Below are 15,831 nucleotides of genomic sequence, written 5' to 3' on the forward strand. Positions count from 1 at the left end.
ACCGGACGAGACGAAAAAAGTGATCACCTGCGCGCGAATTTTTTTCGACCGGCGAGACGGTCGTGCAGAAAAACCGCGGGCAACACCTAGCGCGGCGCCACGGTGACCCAGTACCGGGTCGTCTGCTCGATGCGCAACGGCAGCGAGCGCGCCAGCAGCGCGAGCCCGGCGTCGGTGTCGGCCAGCGACACGGCGCCCGACACCCGCAGGTCGGCGACCGCCGGATGGCAGCGCAGCACGCCGCTGCGGTAGCGGCCCATTTCGGCGACGACGTCTTCGAGCCGCATGTTCCGCGCGAGCAGCATGCCTTGCTCCCACAGCGTGGCGCTGTTCTCCACCGCGGCCTCGGGGCCGATGCGACCGGCCTCGAAATCGGCCTGCGTGCCGGCCCGCAGCACGCGCGACGCGCCGTCCACCGGACGGATGTCGACGGCCTGCTCGATCACCGCGACACGGGTGGTGTGGTCGTCGAGGCGGCGCACGCTGAAGCGCGTGCCCAGGGCCCGCACCGTGCCCTGCGGCGTCTGCACCACGAACGGCCGGTAGGTGGGCGATGGGTCGGCATGCGTGGTGACGAGGATCTCGCCCGCCTGCAGGTGAATGCGCCGTTCGGCGGCGGTGAACACGATGTCGACCGCGCTGGCGGTGTTGAGCACCAGCTGCGAGCCGTCCGCCAGCACCATCGACCGGCGCTCGCCGGTGGCCGTGGCGACGTCGGCGCTCCACTCGCGCCAGGGCATGTGGCGCCATGCGAGCCAGCCGGCCGGCGCGGCCAGAAGCAGCGCGCCCAGCATGCCCATGCCGCGCCGGCGGCTGGGTCTTTGCAGGGCCTGGAAGGTGTCCTTGCCGATGTCCGGCGGCACTTGCGCGAACACGCCCAGCATCGCCTCGGCCCGCGCCCAGGCCTGGCCGTGCGCGGGGCTCTGCTGGCGCCAGCGCTCGAAGTTGGCCTGCGCACGCGCGGCGTCGTCGCCGTAGCGCAGGGTCAGGAGCCAATCGGCGGCTTCGCTCAGCAACGCTGCATCGGGCGCGGCGTGGGCCTGCAGCGGCGGCTGGCGGTTCATCGCGCTCGGGCCGTGTGCCGCTCAGGCAACGGACATGCAGGCGACCAGCGCCTTGTGGATGTGGCGGCGCACGGTGATCACGGGCATCGCCACGCGCTCGGCGATCTGCGCGAGCGTGAGCTCGTCGAACTGCGCGAGCAGGAAGACCTGCCGCGTGCGCGCCGGAAGGCTGGCCAGCATCGCCTCGATGCGCAGCAGCGATTCGATGATGAGCATGCGGGCTTCGGGCGAAGGCGCCTGCGGCTCGGGCAGGTGCGCAATCGCCTCGAGGTAGGCGCGCTCCACCTCGCGCCGGCGCCAATGGTCGGCCACCAGCCCCTTGGCGACGTGCGTCAGGAACGCGCGCGGCTCGTCGCCGAGCGGGGCGGTGCGCGAGGACACCATGAGCCGCACGAAGGTGTCGTGCGCCAGATCGGCCGCATCGCAGGCGTCGCCCAGGCGGCGGCGCAGCCACGCCAGCAACCAGCCGTGGTGGTCGCTGTAGAGCGCTTCGATGGGGGTGACGGAAGGTCCGGCCGCGGGCATGGAGGGCAGTTCTGGAGAGCGGGCTTGGAACGACTGAAATGCGAACCGTTCGCAATTGTAATGGTTTAGTTCCTCCGTGGGGGTCGCCCCGGCCACCACCGTTGCGCTGCATGCATCAGGGAATCTACGGATATATGATTCTCCGCATGGTCTTGATTGAGTTCAATTTTTGTATACAAATAACGCACCCATAAAGACGGCGCGAAATTTGCGTCAAAAAGTCCCTCATCCCAACCATGAACGAGGAAAGACCATGAGCACAGTCGCAAGCCATGCCCCCGCCGGGGCCAGCGAAGCCGGCATCGCGCCGCACGCGGAATCGAATGCCCTCATCAAGCCGGGCTACGACCCGCGCCTGACCAACGAGGACCTCGCCCCGCTCAAGAAGCAGACCTGGGGTCAATACAACATCTTTGCGTTCTGGATGTCCGACGTGCACAGCGTGGGCGGCTACATCACGGCCGGCAGCCTGTTCGCGCTGGGCCTGTCGAGCTGGCAGGTGCTGGTGTCGCTGCTGGTGGGCATCGTGATCGTGCAGTTCTTCTGCAACCTGGTGGCCAAGCCCAGCCAGGTGACGGGCGTGCCCTACCCCGTGGTGTGCCGCGCCTCGTTCGGCGTGCTGGGCGCCAACATCCCGGCCATCATCCGCGGGCTGATCGCGGTGGCCTGGTACGGCGTGCAAACGTACCTGGCGTCGGCGGCCTTCATGGTGCTGGCGCTGCACATGGCGCCGAGCCTGGCGCCGTATGCCGATGTCGCGCAGCACGGCTTCGTCGGCCTCTCGGCCCTGGGCTGGGTGGCGTTCATGGTCATGTGGGTGCTGCAGGCCTTCGTGTTCTGGCACGGCATGGAAGCCATTCGCAAGTTCATCGACTGGGCCGGCCCGGCCGTGTACGTGGTGATGGCCGTGCTGTGCGGCTGGCTCGTGTGGAAGGCCGGCTGGAGCAACATCGACCTGAACCTGGGCGGCATCAAGTTCCAGGGCTGGGACGCGCTGCCCGTGATGCTCTCGGCCATTGCGCTGGTGGTGAGCTACTTCAGCGGCCCGATGCTCAACTTCGGCGACTTCTCGCGCTACGGCAAGAGCTTCGACGCGGTGAAGAAGGGCAACTTCTGGGGCCTGCCGATCAACTTCGTGTTCTTCTCGCTGCTGACCGTGATCACCACGGCCGCCACGTTGCCCGTTTTTGGTGAACTGATCACCGACCCGGTGCACACCGTGGGCAAGATCGACAGCACCACGGCCGTCGTGCTGGGCGCGCTGACCTTCATGATCGCCACCATCGGCATCAACATCGTGGCCAACTTCGTGTCGCCGGCCTTCGACTTCTCGAACGTGGCGCCGCAGCACATCAGCTGGCGCACGGGCGGCATGATCGCCGCGGTGGGCTCGGTGTTTCTCACGCCCTGGAACCTTTACAACAGCCCCGAGGTCATTCACTACACGCTCGACGTGCTGGGTTCGTTCATCGGGCCGCTGTTCGGCATCCTGATTGCCGACTACTACATCGTGCGCAAGCAGCAGATCGACGTCGACTCGCTCTACACCATGAGCAAGCAGGGCAAGTACTGGTACAGCGGCGGCTACAACCCGAAGGCGATCCAGGCGCTGGTGCCCTCGGCCCTCGTGCCCATCCTGTGCGTGATGGTGCCGACGCTGCGCGGCGCCGCCAACTATGCGTGGTTCATCGGCATGGCCCTGGGCTTCGTGCTGTACGTGCTGCTGAACCGCAACAACAAGACTTGAAACTGTAGAGAGTAAGAAAGGGACCGCGCCGTGCGCATCAAGATCATCAACCCCAACACCACCTGGAGCATGACCGAGAAGATCGGTGCCTGCGCCCGCGCGGTGGCGCACGCCGGCACCGAGATCGTGGCCGTGAGCCCGGCCATGGGGCCGGTCTCCATCGAGAGCCACTACGACGAGGCGCTGGCCGTGCCGGGGTTGCTGCAGGAGATTGCGGCGGGCGAGCGCGACGGCATCGACGGCTACGTGATCGCCTGCTTCGGCGATCCGGGCCTGAAGGCCGCACGCGAACTGGCGCGCGGCCCCGTGGTGGGCATCGCCGAGGCGGCGATGCACCTGGCCAGCATGATCGGCAGCCGCTTCAGCGTGGTGACCACGCTGGGCCGCACCATGGGCCAGGCCTGGCACCTGGCCGAGATCTACGGCATGGAGCGCTTCTGCGCCAACGTGCGCGCCTGCGAACTGCCGGTGCTCGAGCTGGAAGAGCCGGGCTCCAACGCCCGCGAACGCATCGTCGACGAATGCCGGCGCGCGCTCGAAGAAGACGGCGCCGACTGCATCGTGCTCGGCTGCGCTGGCATGACCGACCTGTGCGCGCACATCGAGCAGGTGCTCGGCGTGCCGGTGATCGACGGCGTGGCCGCGGGCACCAAGCTCATCGAATCACTGGTGGCGCTGAAGCTGCGCACCAGCAAGCGCGGCGAACTCGCAAAGCCTTTGCCCAAGCCCATCATTGGCGCGCTCGAAGGCTTCACGCTGACGCGCTGAGCCACAATCGACGGATGCCCCGCGCCAGTTCCAAACCATCCGCCTCCTCCGCCGCCCCCGTTGCCGCACCGGCCGAGAACGGCGCGGCGCCGGCCGACAAGAACAGCTCCATCGAAAGCATCGCCAACGACATCGCCACCGCGATCGTCGAGAAGCGCCTGCCGCCGGGCACCTGGCTGCGTGAAGAAGCGCTGGGCCGCGTCTATTCAGTAAGCCGCACCAAGGTGCGCGCGGCGCTGTTGATGCTGTCGAAGGACAAGCTCATCGAGATGATTCCCGACAAGGGCGCCTTCGTCTGCCAGCCCACGGTGGAAGAGGCGCGCGAGGTGTTCGCGGTGCGCCGCATCCTCGAGCGCGAGGTGGTGCGCCTGTTCATCGCCAATGCGCGGCCACGCGACTACCAGACGCTCGAGCAGCACATCAAGTTCGAACGCGCCGCGCTGCGCCAGAGCACCATGGGCACGGTGCGCGAGAAATTGCTGGGCGACTTTCACGTGGCGTTGGCGGAGGCCACCGGCAACCACACGCTGGCCGAGATGGTGCGCGAACTGGTGGCGCGCAGCTCGCTGATCGCGATGCTTTATCACTCGTCGAACGACCCGCACTGCTCGTCCGACGAGCACTCCGACTTTCTGCGCCTGTGCCGCAAGGGCGACGTGGAAGCGGCCGCGACCTGCATGATCGAGCACCTCGAACGCATCGAAGCGAGCCTCGAACTGGGCACCGAGAAGCCCGATCGACAGCTCGACCTGGTGAAAGCGCTGCTGGCCTGAAAGGGCCCCTGCCCCGCCTCAGCGCTTGGGCTTGGCTTTCGCCGGGCGCTTCTTGGGGGCGCGCGCAGCGGGGTCATCCGTTGGGACGACGACCTCTTTCAGACGTTCCGCACTTGCGATCAGTCCGCGCAGGAACACCATGATCAGCCGCCCCGAGGGATCGGGGCGCGTGCTCATGCGCTGCAATGCCAGCCCGTGCGACAGGGCCATGAAGGCTGCGGCCAATTCTTCCGGTGCGGCGGGCAGCGCGCGCCCGACCTTGTCGAACAACTGACCGATCACGCCGCCGATTTCGGACCGGTGCCGGTCCCACACCTTCTTGTATTCCTGCGCGAAGCTGCGACTGCGGTTGGCATGCAGCTGAAGCTCGATGGAAAGCATGCACCAGTCGGCATCGTGATTGAGTGTGGAAGCCCAGGCTTCCAGCTCGGCAAGCATCTGCTCGGGCTCTTGCCGCTCGTCGCCCATGGCCTTGAAAAGCTGCAGCGCTTCCGCTTCCATGTGCCGCCGCAGCAGCTCCAGCAGGACGTCTTCCTTGCTCGAAAAGTTCGAATAGAAGGCGCCTTGGGAGTAGCCCGCCTTGTCCGCGATGTCGCGGATCGACGCGCCGCCATAGCCGTTCGACACGAACAGCTGCTGCGCGGTTTCGATCAGGCGCTCGCGCGTCTGCGCCCTGCTTTCCTCGCGGGTCAGGCGCGTTTTGGCTGTCGTCGGGGTCATGGCCGAAAAGATATCACATGAACTTTGGATAGCAGATGCCGCCCCCGGCGTCCGGCGCGCCGCCCGAAATCCACTTTCGAATATCACTTGATATTTAAGAACCGCAACGCTACATTCAAAACTCGTTTGATTTTTGAAATTCGATTGATATGGAAAAACCCAAGGCCTTGAGAACCGCGTTCGTCACCGGCGCGACCGGCCTTCTCGGCAACAACCTCGTGCGCGAACTCGTCGCGCGCGGCGTCTTCGTCAAGGCCCTTGTTCGCTCGAAGGCCAAGGGCCAGCAGCAGTTTGCGGGGATGAAGGGCGTCGAGCTGGTGCAGGGCGACATGGCCAATGTGGGCGCGTTCTCCAGCACGCTGCAAGGATGCGACGTGGTGTTCCATACCGCCGCGTTCTTCCGGGACAACTTCAAGGGCGGCAGCCACTGGGCAGAGCTCAAGCGCATCAACGTGGACGGCACCCGGCAGCTCATCGAACGGGCTTACGGTGCCGGCATCCGGCGCTTCGTGCAGACCTCGTCCATCGCGGTGCTGAACGGCGAGCCGGGTGTGCCCATGGACGAGACCTGCCTGCGCGACCTGGCGGATGCCAGTGACGACTACTACCGCAGCAAGATCATGGCCGACCAGGTCGTGCTGGCCTTTCTGGGCACGCACCCGGACATGCATGCGAGTTTTGTGCTGCCCGGATGGATGTGGGGGCCGGCCGACATCGGTCCCACCTCGTCAGGACAGTTCGTCAACGATGTGGTGCTCGGAAAACTGCCCGGGCTGGTGCCCGGCAGCTTTTCCGTGGTCGATGCCCGCGACGTGGCACAGGCGCAAATTTCGGCCGCGGAACACGGCCAGCGCGGCGAGCGCTATCTGGCAGCCGGCCGCCACATGACGATGCAGGAATTGGTGCCCCTGGTCGGAAAGATCGCGGGCATCCCCACGCCGACACGCAACCTGCCCTTTCCGCTCCTGTACCTGCTGGCGGCGGTGCAGGAGCTCTATGCGCGGGCCACCGGCAAGCCCATCTTGCTCAGCCTGGCCACCGTGCGGCTCATGCGCAAAGAGGCGGGACGCAGCCATTTCAACCACACGAAGAGCGAGCAGAAGCTTCAACTGAAGTTTCGCCCAGTCGAGCAAACCGTGGCCGACACGCTCGCCTGGTACCGCGGCAATGGCTGGCTGCCCGGTGTGCCGACCCGAACCGAATCCTGAACGAAGAAAAAAGACCATGACAAACAGATTGATCCTCAAACTCTCGGCGGCCTTCGCGACTGTTCTTTGCATCGCGGCAGCGCCGCACGCATCCGCGGCCCGGAGCCTTCCTGCTGCCAAGGCCGCGCCCAGCATGGCCGAGTTCTGCAACAAGGGGCAGGCCGAGTATCCGGACGGCATCGCTCGCATGCACCCTTCGTTCAAATTCAACATCTGCTGGTGGCTCGAGGATGCCGGCATCGAAGCACGCACCTTCGACGACATCGCCGCAGCGTTGCCGGAACACACCGGGCCGTCGCAAGCGGTCTGGCAGGCGACGTTCAACAAGCCCGCCCAACTGCACCTGGAACGCGCCCGCGCATTCGAAGCACAAGCCAACAACGCCGCCGCATCGGCCGAGTACAAGAAGGCCGCTTTCTACCTGCGGATGAACCGGCTTCCCAAGCGTGTGCCCACGCCCGATCTGCAGGCGACCGAACGCGCCCATGCGCTGCTGGGAAAGCCGCTGCAACGCATCGCATTCAAGGCCGGCGCGAAAGAGTTCACCGGCTACTTCCGTGCGCCGCCCGCACGGCCGGGCCGCAACGAGAAGCTGCCGGTGCTGGTGATTCTTGGTGGCCTCGACAACCTGAAGACCGAGATGATCCGGCACAGCGATTACTTCATGAGTCGGGGCTTCGCCACCTTCATCGTGGAGAACCCGGACACCGGCGAGAACCCGCTGGCGTTCCGTCCGGAGTCGCACGTCATGTTCGACGCCGTGGCCGACTACATCAAGACCCGCAGCGACCTGGACACGAGCCGGGTGGCCGTCTACGGCTGGAGCATGGGCGGCTATCTGGGAACGCTCGGTGGCTTGAGCAACGACTTCTACAAAGCCGTCGTCAATGTGGGCGGCCCCAGCGATGTGAGCTTCGGACAAGCGCATTGCAAGGTGGCGCCTGCCTGGATCGTCGCGCCCTACACCGTGTTCGCGAACATGAATCCGCAGACCACGCCGCGCGAAGCGATGTGCGCGTACTACGAAGCCTTCCAGCTCTCACGCCAATTGAAGAACCCCACCGCGGTGCAGCTGCGCAAACCCATCTTCATGGTGAACGGCGCGCTCGAAGACCTCGTCTCCAGAGACGAGCCCGCCGCGCTTTCGGCGCTGGGCTTCAACGTGACGCAACTCGTCTTCGGGGAAGACGGCCACACGGCGGAATCGAACATGAGCGAGCACTTCGAGTTCACGGCGAACTGGCTCATGCGGCGACTGAAGATGGGAGACTGATTCGGGTTTACCTGAATCTGGATTGCCGCATAAATTGTATACAGTTTCGCGTACACAACTGGTGTGCGCGACGGATCTCCGGCGCGCATCACTGCTCCCGTTCCCCTCGCCGCGCCAGGAGACAACGATGACGGCAGATTCCCTTTCCAGCAACGTCCATCCCGTGGACCAGCGCCTGCCTTCGGGCAAGCTCGCGGCCCTCGGTCTGCAGCACGTGCTCGTGATGTACGCAGGCGCCGTCGCGGTGCCGCTCATCGTGGGCCGTGCGCTCAAGCTCTCGCCCGACGAGGTCGCGCTGCTGATCTCGGCCGACCTGTTCTGCTGCGGCATCGCCACGCTGATCCAGGCGCTGGGCGCCACGCAGTGGTTCGGCATCAAGCTGCCCGTGATGATGGGCGTGACCTTCGCTTCGGTGGCGCCCATGGTCGCCATCGCCAACGCCAACCCCGGACAGAACGGGGCGCAGCTGCTGTTCGGCGCCATCATCGGCGCGGGGGTCATATCGATACTGATCGCACCGCTGGTGAGCCGCATGCTGCGGTTCTTTCCGCCGGTGGTGACGGGCACGATCATCGCGGTCATCGGCATCAGCCTGATGCGCGTGGGCATCAACTGGATCTTCGGCAACCCCGTGGGCCCGACGGCGCCCGCGCTGGTCGACCCGGTGTACGCCAAGTGGCTGGCCGAGGTCACCTCGCCGGGCAGCTCGATTCCTGCGGTGCCCAAGGGCTTCGCGATCATGCCCACCGTGCCCAACCCCAAGTACGCCGATCTGTCGGGCTTCGGCGTGGCCGCACTGGTGCTGGTGTCGATCCTCTTGATCGTGAAGTACGCCAAGGGCTTCATCGCCAACATCTCGGTGCTGCTGGGCATCGTGATCGGCGCGGTGGTGGCATCGATCACCGGCCTCATGACCTACGAGAAGGTCGGCAAGGCTGCGTGGGTCGACATCGTGCTGCCCTTCCATTTCGGCATGCCGCTGTTCGACCCCATCCTGATCCTGACGATGACGCTCATCATGATCGTCGTGATGATCGAATCAACCGGCATGTTCCTCGCGCTCGGCGAAATGACCGACCGCAAGATCAGCCAGAAGGACCTGGCCAAGGGCCTGCGCACCGACGGCCTGGGCACGCTCATCGGCGGCATCTTCAACACCTTCCCGTACACCAGCTTCTCGCAGAACGTGGGCCTCGTGGCCGTCACCGGCATCAAGAGCCGGTATGTCTGCGTGGCCGGCGGCGTGATCCTGATCGTGCTGGGCCTGCTGCCGAAGATGGCCGCGCTGATCGAGTCGCTGCCCACCGTGGTGCTCGGCGGCGCCGGCCTCGTGATGTTCGGCATGGTGGCCGCCACCGGCATCCGCATCCTCTCGGGCGTGGACTTCAAGACCAACCGCCACAACGCCATGATCGTCGCCGTGGCCATCGGCGTCGGCATGATTCCGCTGATCGCCCCCAACTTCAAGCAGTGGATGCCGCATGCCATTCACTCGCTGATCGAGTCGGGCATTCTGCTGGCGTCGATTACCGCGGTGCTGCTGAACCTGTTCCTCAACGGGGCGAAGCACGACGAAGAGGCGGTGATCGCGGCGGCCAAGCACGCTGACGCGCACTGAGCCAGACCGCGCGCTCTAACTAGATCATCGCCAACGGCGTCTTGCGCTTCGGCACCGGATAAATCCGGTCCAGCGCCGCCAGGGTCGTCGCATCGAGCTGCAGCTCGGCGGCGGCCCTGTTTTCTTTCAGGTGCGTGCTGCGCACCGCCTTCGGAATCGCCGCCACGCCGGGCCGCGCGATGACCGCGGCCAGCGCCAGTTGCGCGGCGCTCACGCCGAGTTCCGCCGCCAGCGCGCCCAGCGCCTCGTCGCCCGCCAATGCGCCCTGGTCGATCGGGCTGTAGGCCATCAGCGGCATGCCGCGTTCGCGCTGCCAGGGCAGCAGGTCGAACTCGGGGCCGCGCTCGCCGAGCGACAGGTACACCTGGTTGGCCGCGCAGGCCGGGCCTTGGCCGATGACCTGCGCCAGCTCCTGCATGTCGTCGGTGTCGAAGTTGCTCACGCCCCAGTGGGCGATGCGGCCTGCCGCCACCAGTTCGTGCATGGCCTCGACCGTGTGCGCCAGCGGGTGGTTGCCGCGCCAGTGCAGCAGGTACAGGTCGATGCGCTCCAGCCCCAGCCGCGCCAGGCTGCGCTCGCAGGCTTGGCCCGTGCTGCGGCGGCTCGCGTTGTGCGGGTAGACCTTGCTGACGACGAAGAGCTCGTCGCGCCGCACATCGCCCGCGCGCAGCGCCTCGGCCACGGCCTGGCCGACCACCGTCTCGGCGCCGCCCTCGCCGTACATCTCGGCCGTGTCGATCAGGCGGTAGCCCAGATCGATGGCCTCGCGCACCGCGGCCACCTCGGCCGCGTGGCGGGTGGCGTCTTCGCCCATGCGCCAGGTGCCGAGACCAAGAACCGGCATCTCGCCGCCGGTGGGGAGTGAAAGTGTTCGCATGGGCACGATCGTACGCAGGCCCTCGGGGCGGGGGCCCGGGTGCGGGTTTTCCGCCCCCGGCGCCTTCTAATTTTTCGAAGATCAAGTCAGTTTGATGACCACCAACTTCTGATCTTCCGCCGTGATTCGATGTTTTGGCCTTCTCATATTGTCAACACCCCGTGGGTGCCAACCCCCATCACGCGCACCCCACCCGCTCCTAGAATTTTTTGACGGCCCGGTGTCACAAGCGTCGGCGCTTTTTTCGAAACGGTTCAGGAACAGGTTGAGTCAATGCAGCAGAAGCAAAAGCACAGGATTGCCGTCATTCCCGGAGACGGCATCGGCGTCGAGGTCATGCCCGAGGGCCTTCGCGTGCTCGACGCGGTGGGTCGGCGCTTCGGCATCGATTTCGCGTACGACCATTTCGACTGGGGTTCCGACCACTACGTGCGCACCGGCCTGATGATGCCGGCCGACTGGGCCGACAAGATCCAGGGCCACGACGCCATCTACTTCGGCGCCGTGGGCGACCCCGCCAAGGTGCCCGACCACATCGCCGTGTGGGGCCTGCTCATCAAGATCCGCCGCGACTTCGACCAGTACGTCAACCTGCGCCCCGTGCGCCTGATGCCCGGCGTGCCCGGCCCGCTGGCGCACCGCAAGCCGGGCGACATCGACTTCCTCGTCGTGCGCGAGAACACCGAAGGCGAATACACCTCGGTGGGCGGTCGCCTGTTCGAAGGCACGCCGCGCGAAATGGCGATCCAGGAAGCCGTGTTCACCCGCGTGGGCGTCGACCGCATCATCGATTACGCGTTCCAGCTGGCCAACCGCCGCAAGCGCAAGAACCTGGTGGCCGCCACCAAGTCGAACGGCATCTCCATCACCATGCCCTACTGGGACGAGCGCCTGGCCGAGATCGCCACGCGCTACCCCGACGTGGCAACGAGCAAGTACCACATCGACATCCTGTGCGCGCACTTCGTGCAGCACCCCGACTGGTTCGACGTGGTCGTGGCCTCCAACCTGTTCGGCGACATCCTCTCGGACCTGGGCCCGGCCTGCACCGGCACCATAGGCATCGCGCCCAGCGCCAACCTGAACCCTGAACGCAAGTTCCCCTCGCTGTTCGAACCCGTGCACGGCTCCGCACCCGACATCGCGGGCAAGGGCATCGCCAACCCCATCGGCCAGATCTGGTCGGCCGCGCTCATGCTCGACCACCTGGGCAACGACGACCCCGTGTACGCACAGGCCTCGGCCGCCGTGCTCTCGGCGATCGAGACCGTGCTCAGCGAAGGCCCGCGCACGCGCGACATGGGCGGCACCGCCAACACGGTGGACGTGGGGCGTGCGATTGCCGAGTGCATCGCTTCGGCATGACGCCGCCTGGCCTTCCTTGTCGCAGGGAGCGCAAAGCACAGCGGTCGTTGATCGGCCGCACCCCAGCCGCGTGCCCCGTGCGCAGGGCACTGGGTGCTTCCCGCAGCGAAATCAAGGAGGAGCCGAAGGCGGGGGACATTCGCGGAGGGAAGTACCCGGTGGCCTGTGCACACGCCCTGAACAGCGACAAAAAACGGAGCCACTGAACCATGGGCCTCTTCCTGCTCAAGCGCACCCTGACGCTCCTCGGCACGCTGATCGGCGCCTCCGTCATCGTCTTCCTGGTGCTCGAAATTCTCCCGGGCAACGCAGCGCAGATGCTCATGGGCCCCGACGCCTCGCCCGACGCTGTCGCCGCCCTGGCCACCAAGCTCGGCCTCGATCAGCCCGCGTGGACCCGCTACTGGCACTGGATCGCCGGCATGCTCACCGGCAACCTCGGCGACAGCTACGCCTACAGCTCGCCCGTCATCGACCTGATCCTCGAGCGTCTGGCCCTCACCGTGCCACTCGCCGTGATGGCGATGAGCCTGACCGTCGTCATCGCATTGCTCGTCGGCGTGACCGCCGCCGCGCGCCACAACAAGCTCGGCGACGTCGGCCTCATGAGCATGGCCCAGGTCGGCATCGCCATTCCCAACTTCTGGTTCGCGATCCTGCTGATCCTCGTGTTCTCGGTGCAACTGCAGTGGTTCTCCGCAGGCGGCTTCGAGGGCTGGGGCGAAGGCATCTTCGCGGGATTGAAATCGCTGCTGCTGCCAGCCTTGTCGCTGGCGGTCGTGCAAGCGGCCATCCTCGCGCGCATCACACGCTCGGCCGTGCTCGAGGTGATGCGCGAAGACTTCGTTCGCACCGCACGCGCCAAGGGCGTGTCGCAGCGCATGGTGCTGTGGACCCACGTGCTGCGCAACGCGATGATCCCCGTCATCACCGTCATGGGCATGCAGTTCTCGGAGCTGCTCGCCGGCACCATCGTGGTGGAGAACGTGTTCTACCTGCCGGGCCTGGGCCGGTTGATCTTCCAGGCCATCAGCAACCGCGACCTGATCGTGGTGCGCAACTGCGTGATGCTGCTCGCGGCGATGGTGGTCATCGTGAACTTCGTGGTCGATGTGCTCTACGCCGTGATCGACCCGCGCATCAAGGCGAGCGACATATGAGCGCCATCCTCTCTCCCCTGGCGCCCGCTTCTGCTGCGCCCCTCGCGCCCGGCTTCTGGCGCCGCGCGGTCAAGCACCGCAGCTTCGTCATCGGCGGCGTCTTCGCGCTGCTGCTGTTGATGGCTGCGTTGATCTCCTTCGTCTGGACGCCCTGGTCGCCCTACGCGATGGACATGGCGAACAAGATGCAAGGCCCCTCGGCCACGCACTGGCTCGGCACCGATGCCTTCGGCCGCGATGTGGCCTCGCTGCTGCTGGTCGGTGCGCGTGCGTCCATCCTCGTGGGCGTGATCGCCGTGGGCATCGGCCTCGTCGTTGGCACGGCGCTGGGCCTGCTCGCTGCTGCGAGGCGCGGCTGGATCGAAGAAGCGGTGATGCGCCTGTCGGACTTCACGCTCGCCTTCCCCGCCATCCTCTCGGCGATCATGATGACAGCCGTGTTCGGCGCCGGCATCGTGAATGCCATCGTCGCCATCGGCATCTACAACATCCCGACCTTCGCGCGCATCACGCGCGCCTCGGCCAACGCGATCTGGTCGCGCGAGTACGTGGCCGCCGCACGCGCCTGCGGCAAGGGCAGCTTCGCAATCACCATGCAGCACGTGCTGCCGAACATCTCCGCCGTGCTGATCGTGCAGATCACGATCCGCTTCGCCATCGCCATCCTGGCCGAAGCTGCGCTGTCGTACCTCGGCCTCGGCACACAGCCGCCTCAGCCTTCATGGGGCCGCATGCTCAGCGAAGCCCAGACCCTCATGTTCCAGCAACCCCTGCTGGCCGTCTTCCCGGGCATGGCCATCGCCTTCGCGGTGCTCGGCCTCAACCTGCTGGGCGATGGTCTGCGCGACCTGCTCGATCCGCGCCTGGCACGCGCAAGGTAGACCGCCATGCCCCTTCTCGAAGTCAACGACCTCCACATCGGCCTGCAGACGCAGCGCGGCCCGGCGGAAGCCGTGCGCGGCATTTCCTTCTCGCTGGAGCGCGGCGAAACGCTGGGCATCGTCGGCGAGTCGGGCTGCGGCAAATCGATCACCGTGATGTCGCTCATGGGCCTGCTGCCTTCGACCGCGAAGGTCACGGGCAGCATCAAGCTCGACGGCCAGGAACTCGTCGGCCTGCCCGAGAAGCAGCTGTGCCAGCTGCGCGGCAACCGCATCGGCATGATTTTCCAGGAGCCGATGACTGCACTAAACCCGGTGCACACCATCGCGCGCCAGGTCGGCGAGCCGCTCATGCTGCACCGCGGCTTCACCAAGGCGCAGGCGCGCAAGGAAGCACTGAACCTGCTCGACCGCGTCGGCATTCCCGACGCCGCCTCGCGCCTTGACGCGTATCCACACCAGTTTTCCGGCGGACAGCGCCAACGCATCGGCATCGCGATGGCACTGGCCTGCGGACCCGACCTGCTGATTGCCGACGAGCCCACCACCGCGCTCGACGTCACGATCCAGAAGCAGGTGCTCGACCTGATCCAGAGCCTGGTCAAGGAGATGGGCATGGCCTTGATCCTCATCTCGCACGACCTCGGCGTGATCGCCAGCAGCGTGCAGCGCATGCTCGTGATGTACGGCGGCAGCGCGGTGGAAAGCGGCCCGACCGACGCCGTCTTTGCCGACCGCGCCCATCCCTACACGCGCGGCCTGTTCGCCGCGCGCCCTGCGCTCGGCGCCGTGCGCGCGGGCCGGCTGCCCACCATCCGCGGCAGCGTGCCCGAGCTGGTCGACATTCCCCGCGGCTGCGGCTTCGCGGGCCGCTGCGACTTCACGACCGACGCCTGCCACACCACGAAGCCGCCGGTGGCTCGCCAACCCAACGGCCATGCGGTGAGCTGCCTGCATCTCGACGCCGTCGCCGCGCACGCCACGCTGGCCGCCGCATGAGCACCCCGATGACTTCGACGCCCTCTGCTTCGCCCCCGCTGCTGCAGGTGACCGACCTCGTGCGGCACTACGCATTGCCGCGCGAAAAGCTCTTCGGCCCGCCCCCCACCGTGAAGGCGCTCAACGGCGTGAGCTTCAGCGTGCAGGCCGGCAAGAGCCTGGGCATCGTAGGTGAATCGGGTTCGGGCAAGTCGACCATCGCGCGCCTCGTGATGGCGCTGGACACGCCGACCTCGGGCAGCGTCGCGCTCGAAGGCCGCAACCTGCACACGCTCTCGAAGCCCGACCTGCGCACCGCGCGGCGCGACTTCCAGATGGTCTTTCAAGACCCGTACGGCTCGCTCGACCCGCGCCAGACCGTCGCGCGCATCGTCGCCGAACCGCTCGAAGCACTGGCCCAAACCAGCCGCGCCGAGCAACGCGAACGCGCCGCCGAAGCGCTCGCCGCCGTGGGCCTTCGCACCACCGACCTCGACAAGTACCCGCACGAGTTTTCGGGCGGCCAGCGCCAGCGCATCGCGATTGCACGCGCCCTCATCACGCGCCCCAAGCTCATCGTGGCCGACGAACCCGTGAGCGCGCTCGACGTGTCCGTGCAGGCCCAGGTGCTCAACCTCATGCAGGACCTTCAGCAGCAGTTCGGCATCAGCTACCTGCTCATCAGCCACGACCTCGCGGTGGTCAACCACCTGTGCGACGACGTGTGCGTGGTGTTCAAGGGCCAGATCGTGGAACGCGGCCAGCCCGCCGAACTTTTTGCCCACGCGCAACACCCATACACACGCACCTTGCTGTCAGCCGTGCTGCACACGCCGTCCCGATAGGCCCGATCGGTCTGAACCGGTCGCCCTAC

15 protein-coding genes are annotated in these 15,831 nt (G+C 66.4%); 11 read left to right on the plus strand and 4 right to left on the minus strand.

Annotation, left to right across the window (positions count from 1 at the left end; all coding sequences use genetic code 11):
- Positions 1-86: 86 nt before the first annotated feature.
- Together CY658_RS24765 and CY658_RS24770 are read right to left on the minus strand one after the other, a co-directional pair.
- Positions 87-1,064 (minus strand): FecR domain-containing protein, encoded by a 978-nt coding sequence (locus tag CY658_RS24765; RefSeq protein ID WP_101492707.1) that lies wholly within the window; start codon positions 1,062-1,064, stop codon positions 87-89.
- A gap of 21 nt (positions 1,065-1,085) precedes the next feature.
- Positions 1,086-1,589 (minus strand): sigma-70 family RNA polymerase sigma factor, encoded by a 504-nt coding sequence (locus CY658_RS24770; RefSeq protein ID WP_101492708.1) that lies wholly within the window; start codon positions 1,587-1,589, stop codon positions 1,086-1,088.
- A gap of 253 nt (positions 1,590-1,842) precedes the next feature.
- Between CY658_RS24770 and CY658_RS24775 the strand changes: the two genes are divergently transcribed.
- The 3 genes from CY658_RS24775 to CY658_RS24785 are packed head-to-tail and all read left to right on the plus strand — an operon-like array spanning position 1,843 to position 4,877.
- Entirely contained in the window at positions 1,843-3,336 is a 1,494-nt protein-coding gene (locus CY658_RS24775) for an NCS1 family nucleobase:cation symporter-1 (RefSeq protein WP_101492709.1), read from the plus strand.
- A gap of 30 nt (positions 3,337-3,366) precedes the next feature.
- Positions 3,367-4,104 (plus strand): aspartate/glutamate racemase family protein, encoded by a 738-nt coding sequence (locus tag CY658_RS24780; RefSeq protein ID WP_101492710.1) that lies wholly within the window; start codon positions 3,367-3,369, stop codon positions 4,102-4,104.
- A gap of 14 nt (positions 4,105-4,118) precedes the next feature.
- Positions 4,119-4,877 carry a GntR family transcriptional regulator gene (locus tag CY658_RS24785; RefSeq protein WP_101492711.1) on the plus strand — a complete coding sequence of 253 codons (759 nt, stop codon included), beginning with the start codon at positions 4,119-4,121 and terminating at the stop codon, positions 4,875-4,877.
- 18 nt (positions 4,878-4,895) lie between these two features.
- On the opposite strand, the gene CY658_RS24790 is transcribed toward CY658_RS24785, so the two are convergent.
- Complete coding sequence (locus tag CY658_RS24790) at positions 4,896-5,684, minus strand: TetR/AcrR family transcriptional regulator (RefSeq protein WP_257884987.1); 789 nt, start codon at positions 5,682-5,684, stop codon at positions 4,896-4,898.
- A 62-nt stretch (positions 5,685-5,746) separates the two neighbouring features.
- On the opposite strand from CY658_RS24790, the gene CY658_RS24795 reads away from it, so the two are divergent.
- The 3 genes from CY658_RS24795 to CY658_RS24805 all read left to right on the plus strand — a co-directional run bounded on the left by CY658_RS24795 (position 5,747) and on the right by CY658_RS24805 (position 9,696).
- Positions 5,747-6,805 carry an SDR family oxidoreductase gene (locus CY658_RS24795; protein ID WP_101492713.1) on the plus strand — a complete coding sequence of 353 codons (1,059 nt, stop codon included), beginning with the start codon at positions 5,747-5,749 and terminating at the stop codon, positions 6,803-6,805.
- A 16-nt stretch (positions 6,806-6,821) separates the two neighbouring features.
- Positions 6,822-8,078: an alpha/beta hydrolase family protein gene (locus CY658_RS24800; protein WP_101492714.1), complete on the plus strand. Its 1,257-nt coding sequence runs from the start codon at positions 6,822-6,824 to the stop codon at positions 8,076-8,078.
- A 127-nt stretch (positions 8,079-8,205) separates the two neighbouring features.
- Positions 8,206-9,696 carry a nucleobase:cation symporter-2 family protein gene (locus CY658_RS24805; RefSeq protein WP_101492715.1) on the plus strand — a complete coding sequence of 497 codons (1,491 nt, stop codon included), beginning with the start codon at positions 8,206-8,208 and terminating at the stop codon, positions 9,694-9,696.
- 19 nt (positions 9,697-9,715) lie between these two features.
- Here CY658_RS24805 and CY658_RS24810 read toward each other — a convergent pair whose 3' ends face one another.
- The gene (locus CY658_RS24810; protein WP_101492716.1) at positions 9,716-10,573 is read right to left on the minus strand and encodes an aldo/keto reductase; all 858 of its coding nucleotides are present in this window, start codon (positions 10,571-10,573) and stop codon (positions 9,716-9,718) included.
- 273 nt (positions 10,574-10,846) lie between these two features.
- Between CY658_RS24810 and CY658_RS24815 the strand changes: the two genes are divergently transcribed.
- The 5 genes from CY658_RS24815 to CY658_RS24835 all read left to right on the plus strand — a co-directional run bounded on the left by CY658_RS24815 (position 10,847) and on the right by CY658_RS24835 (position 15,802).
- Complete coding sequence (locus CY658_RS24815; RefSeq protein ID WP_101492717.1) at positions 10,847-11,938, plus strand: tartrate dehydrogenase; 1,092 nt, start codon at positions 10,847-10,849, stop codon at positions 11,936-11,938.
- A 209-nt stretch (positions 11,939-12,147) separates the two neighbouring features.
- Entirely contained in the window at positions 12,148-13,098 is a 951-nt protein-coding gene (locus CY658_RS24820) for an ABC transporter permease (protein ID WP_099795676.1), read from the plus strand.
- On the plus strand, positions 13,095-13,979 hold the full coding sequence (locus CY658_RS24825; RefSeq protein ID WP_101492718.1) for an ABC transporter permease: 885 nt from the start codon (positions 13,095-13,097) through the stop codon (positions 13,977-13,979). The genes CY658_RS24820 and CY658_RS24825 overlap by 4 nt, the downstream gene beginning before the upstream one ends.
- 6 nt (positions 13,980-13,985) lie before the next feature.
- Positions 13,986-14,978 carry an ABC transporter ATP-binding protein gene (locus tag CY658_RS24830; protein WP_099795674.1) on the plus strand — a complete coding sequence of 331 codons (993 nt, stop codon included), beginning with the start codon at positions 13,986-13,988 and terminating at the stop codon, positions 14,976-14,978.
- Positions 14,979-14,986: 8 nt separating this feature from the next.
- On the plus strand, positions 14,987-15,802 hold the full coding sequence (locus CY658_RS24835) for an ATP-binding cassette domain-containing protein (RefSeq protein WP_101492719.1): 816 nt from the start codon (positions 14,987-14,989) through the stop codon (positions 15,800-15,802).
- The last annotated feature ends 29 nt before the right edge of the window (positions 15,803-15,831 follow it).

Origin of the sequence: Variovorax sp. RO1 (assembly GCF_002849325.1) — a bacterium.
In the GTDB taxonomy this organism is placed as follows: domain Bacteria; phylum Pseudomonadota; class Gammaproteobacteria; order Burkholderiales; family Burkholderiaceae_C; genus Variovorax.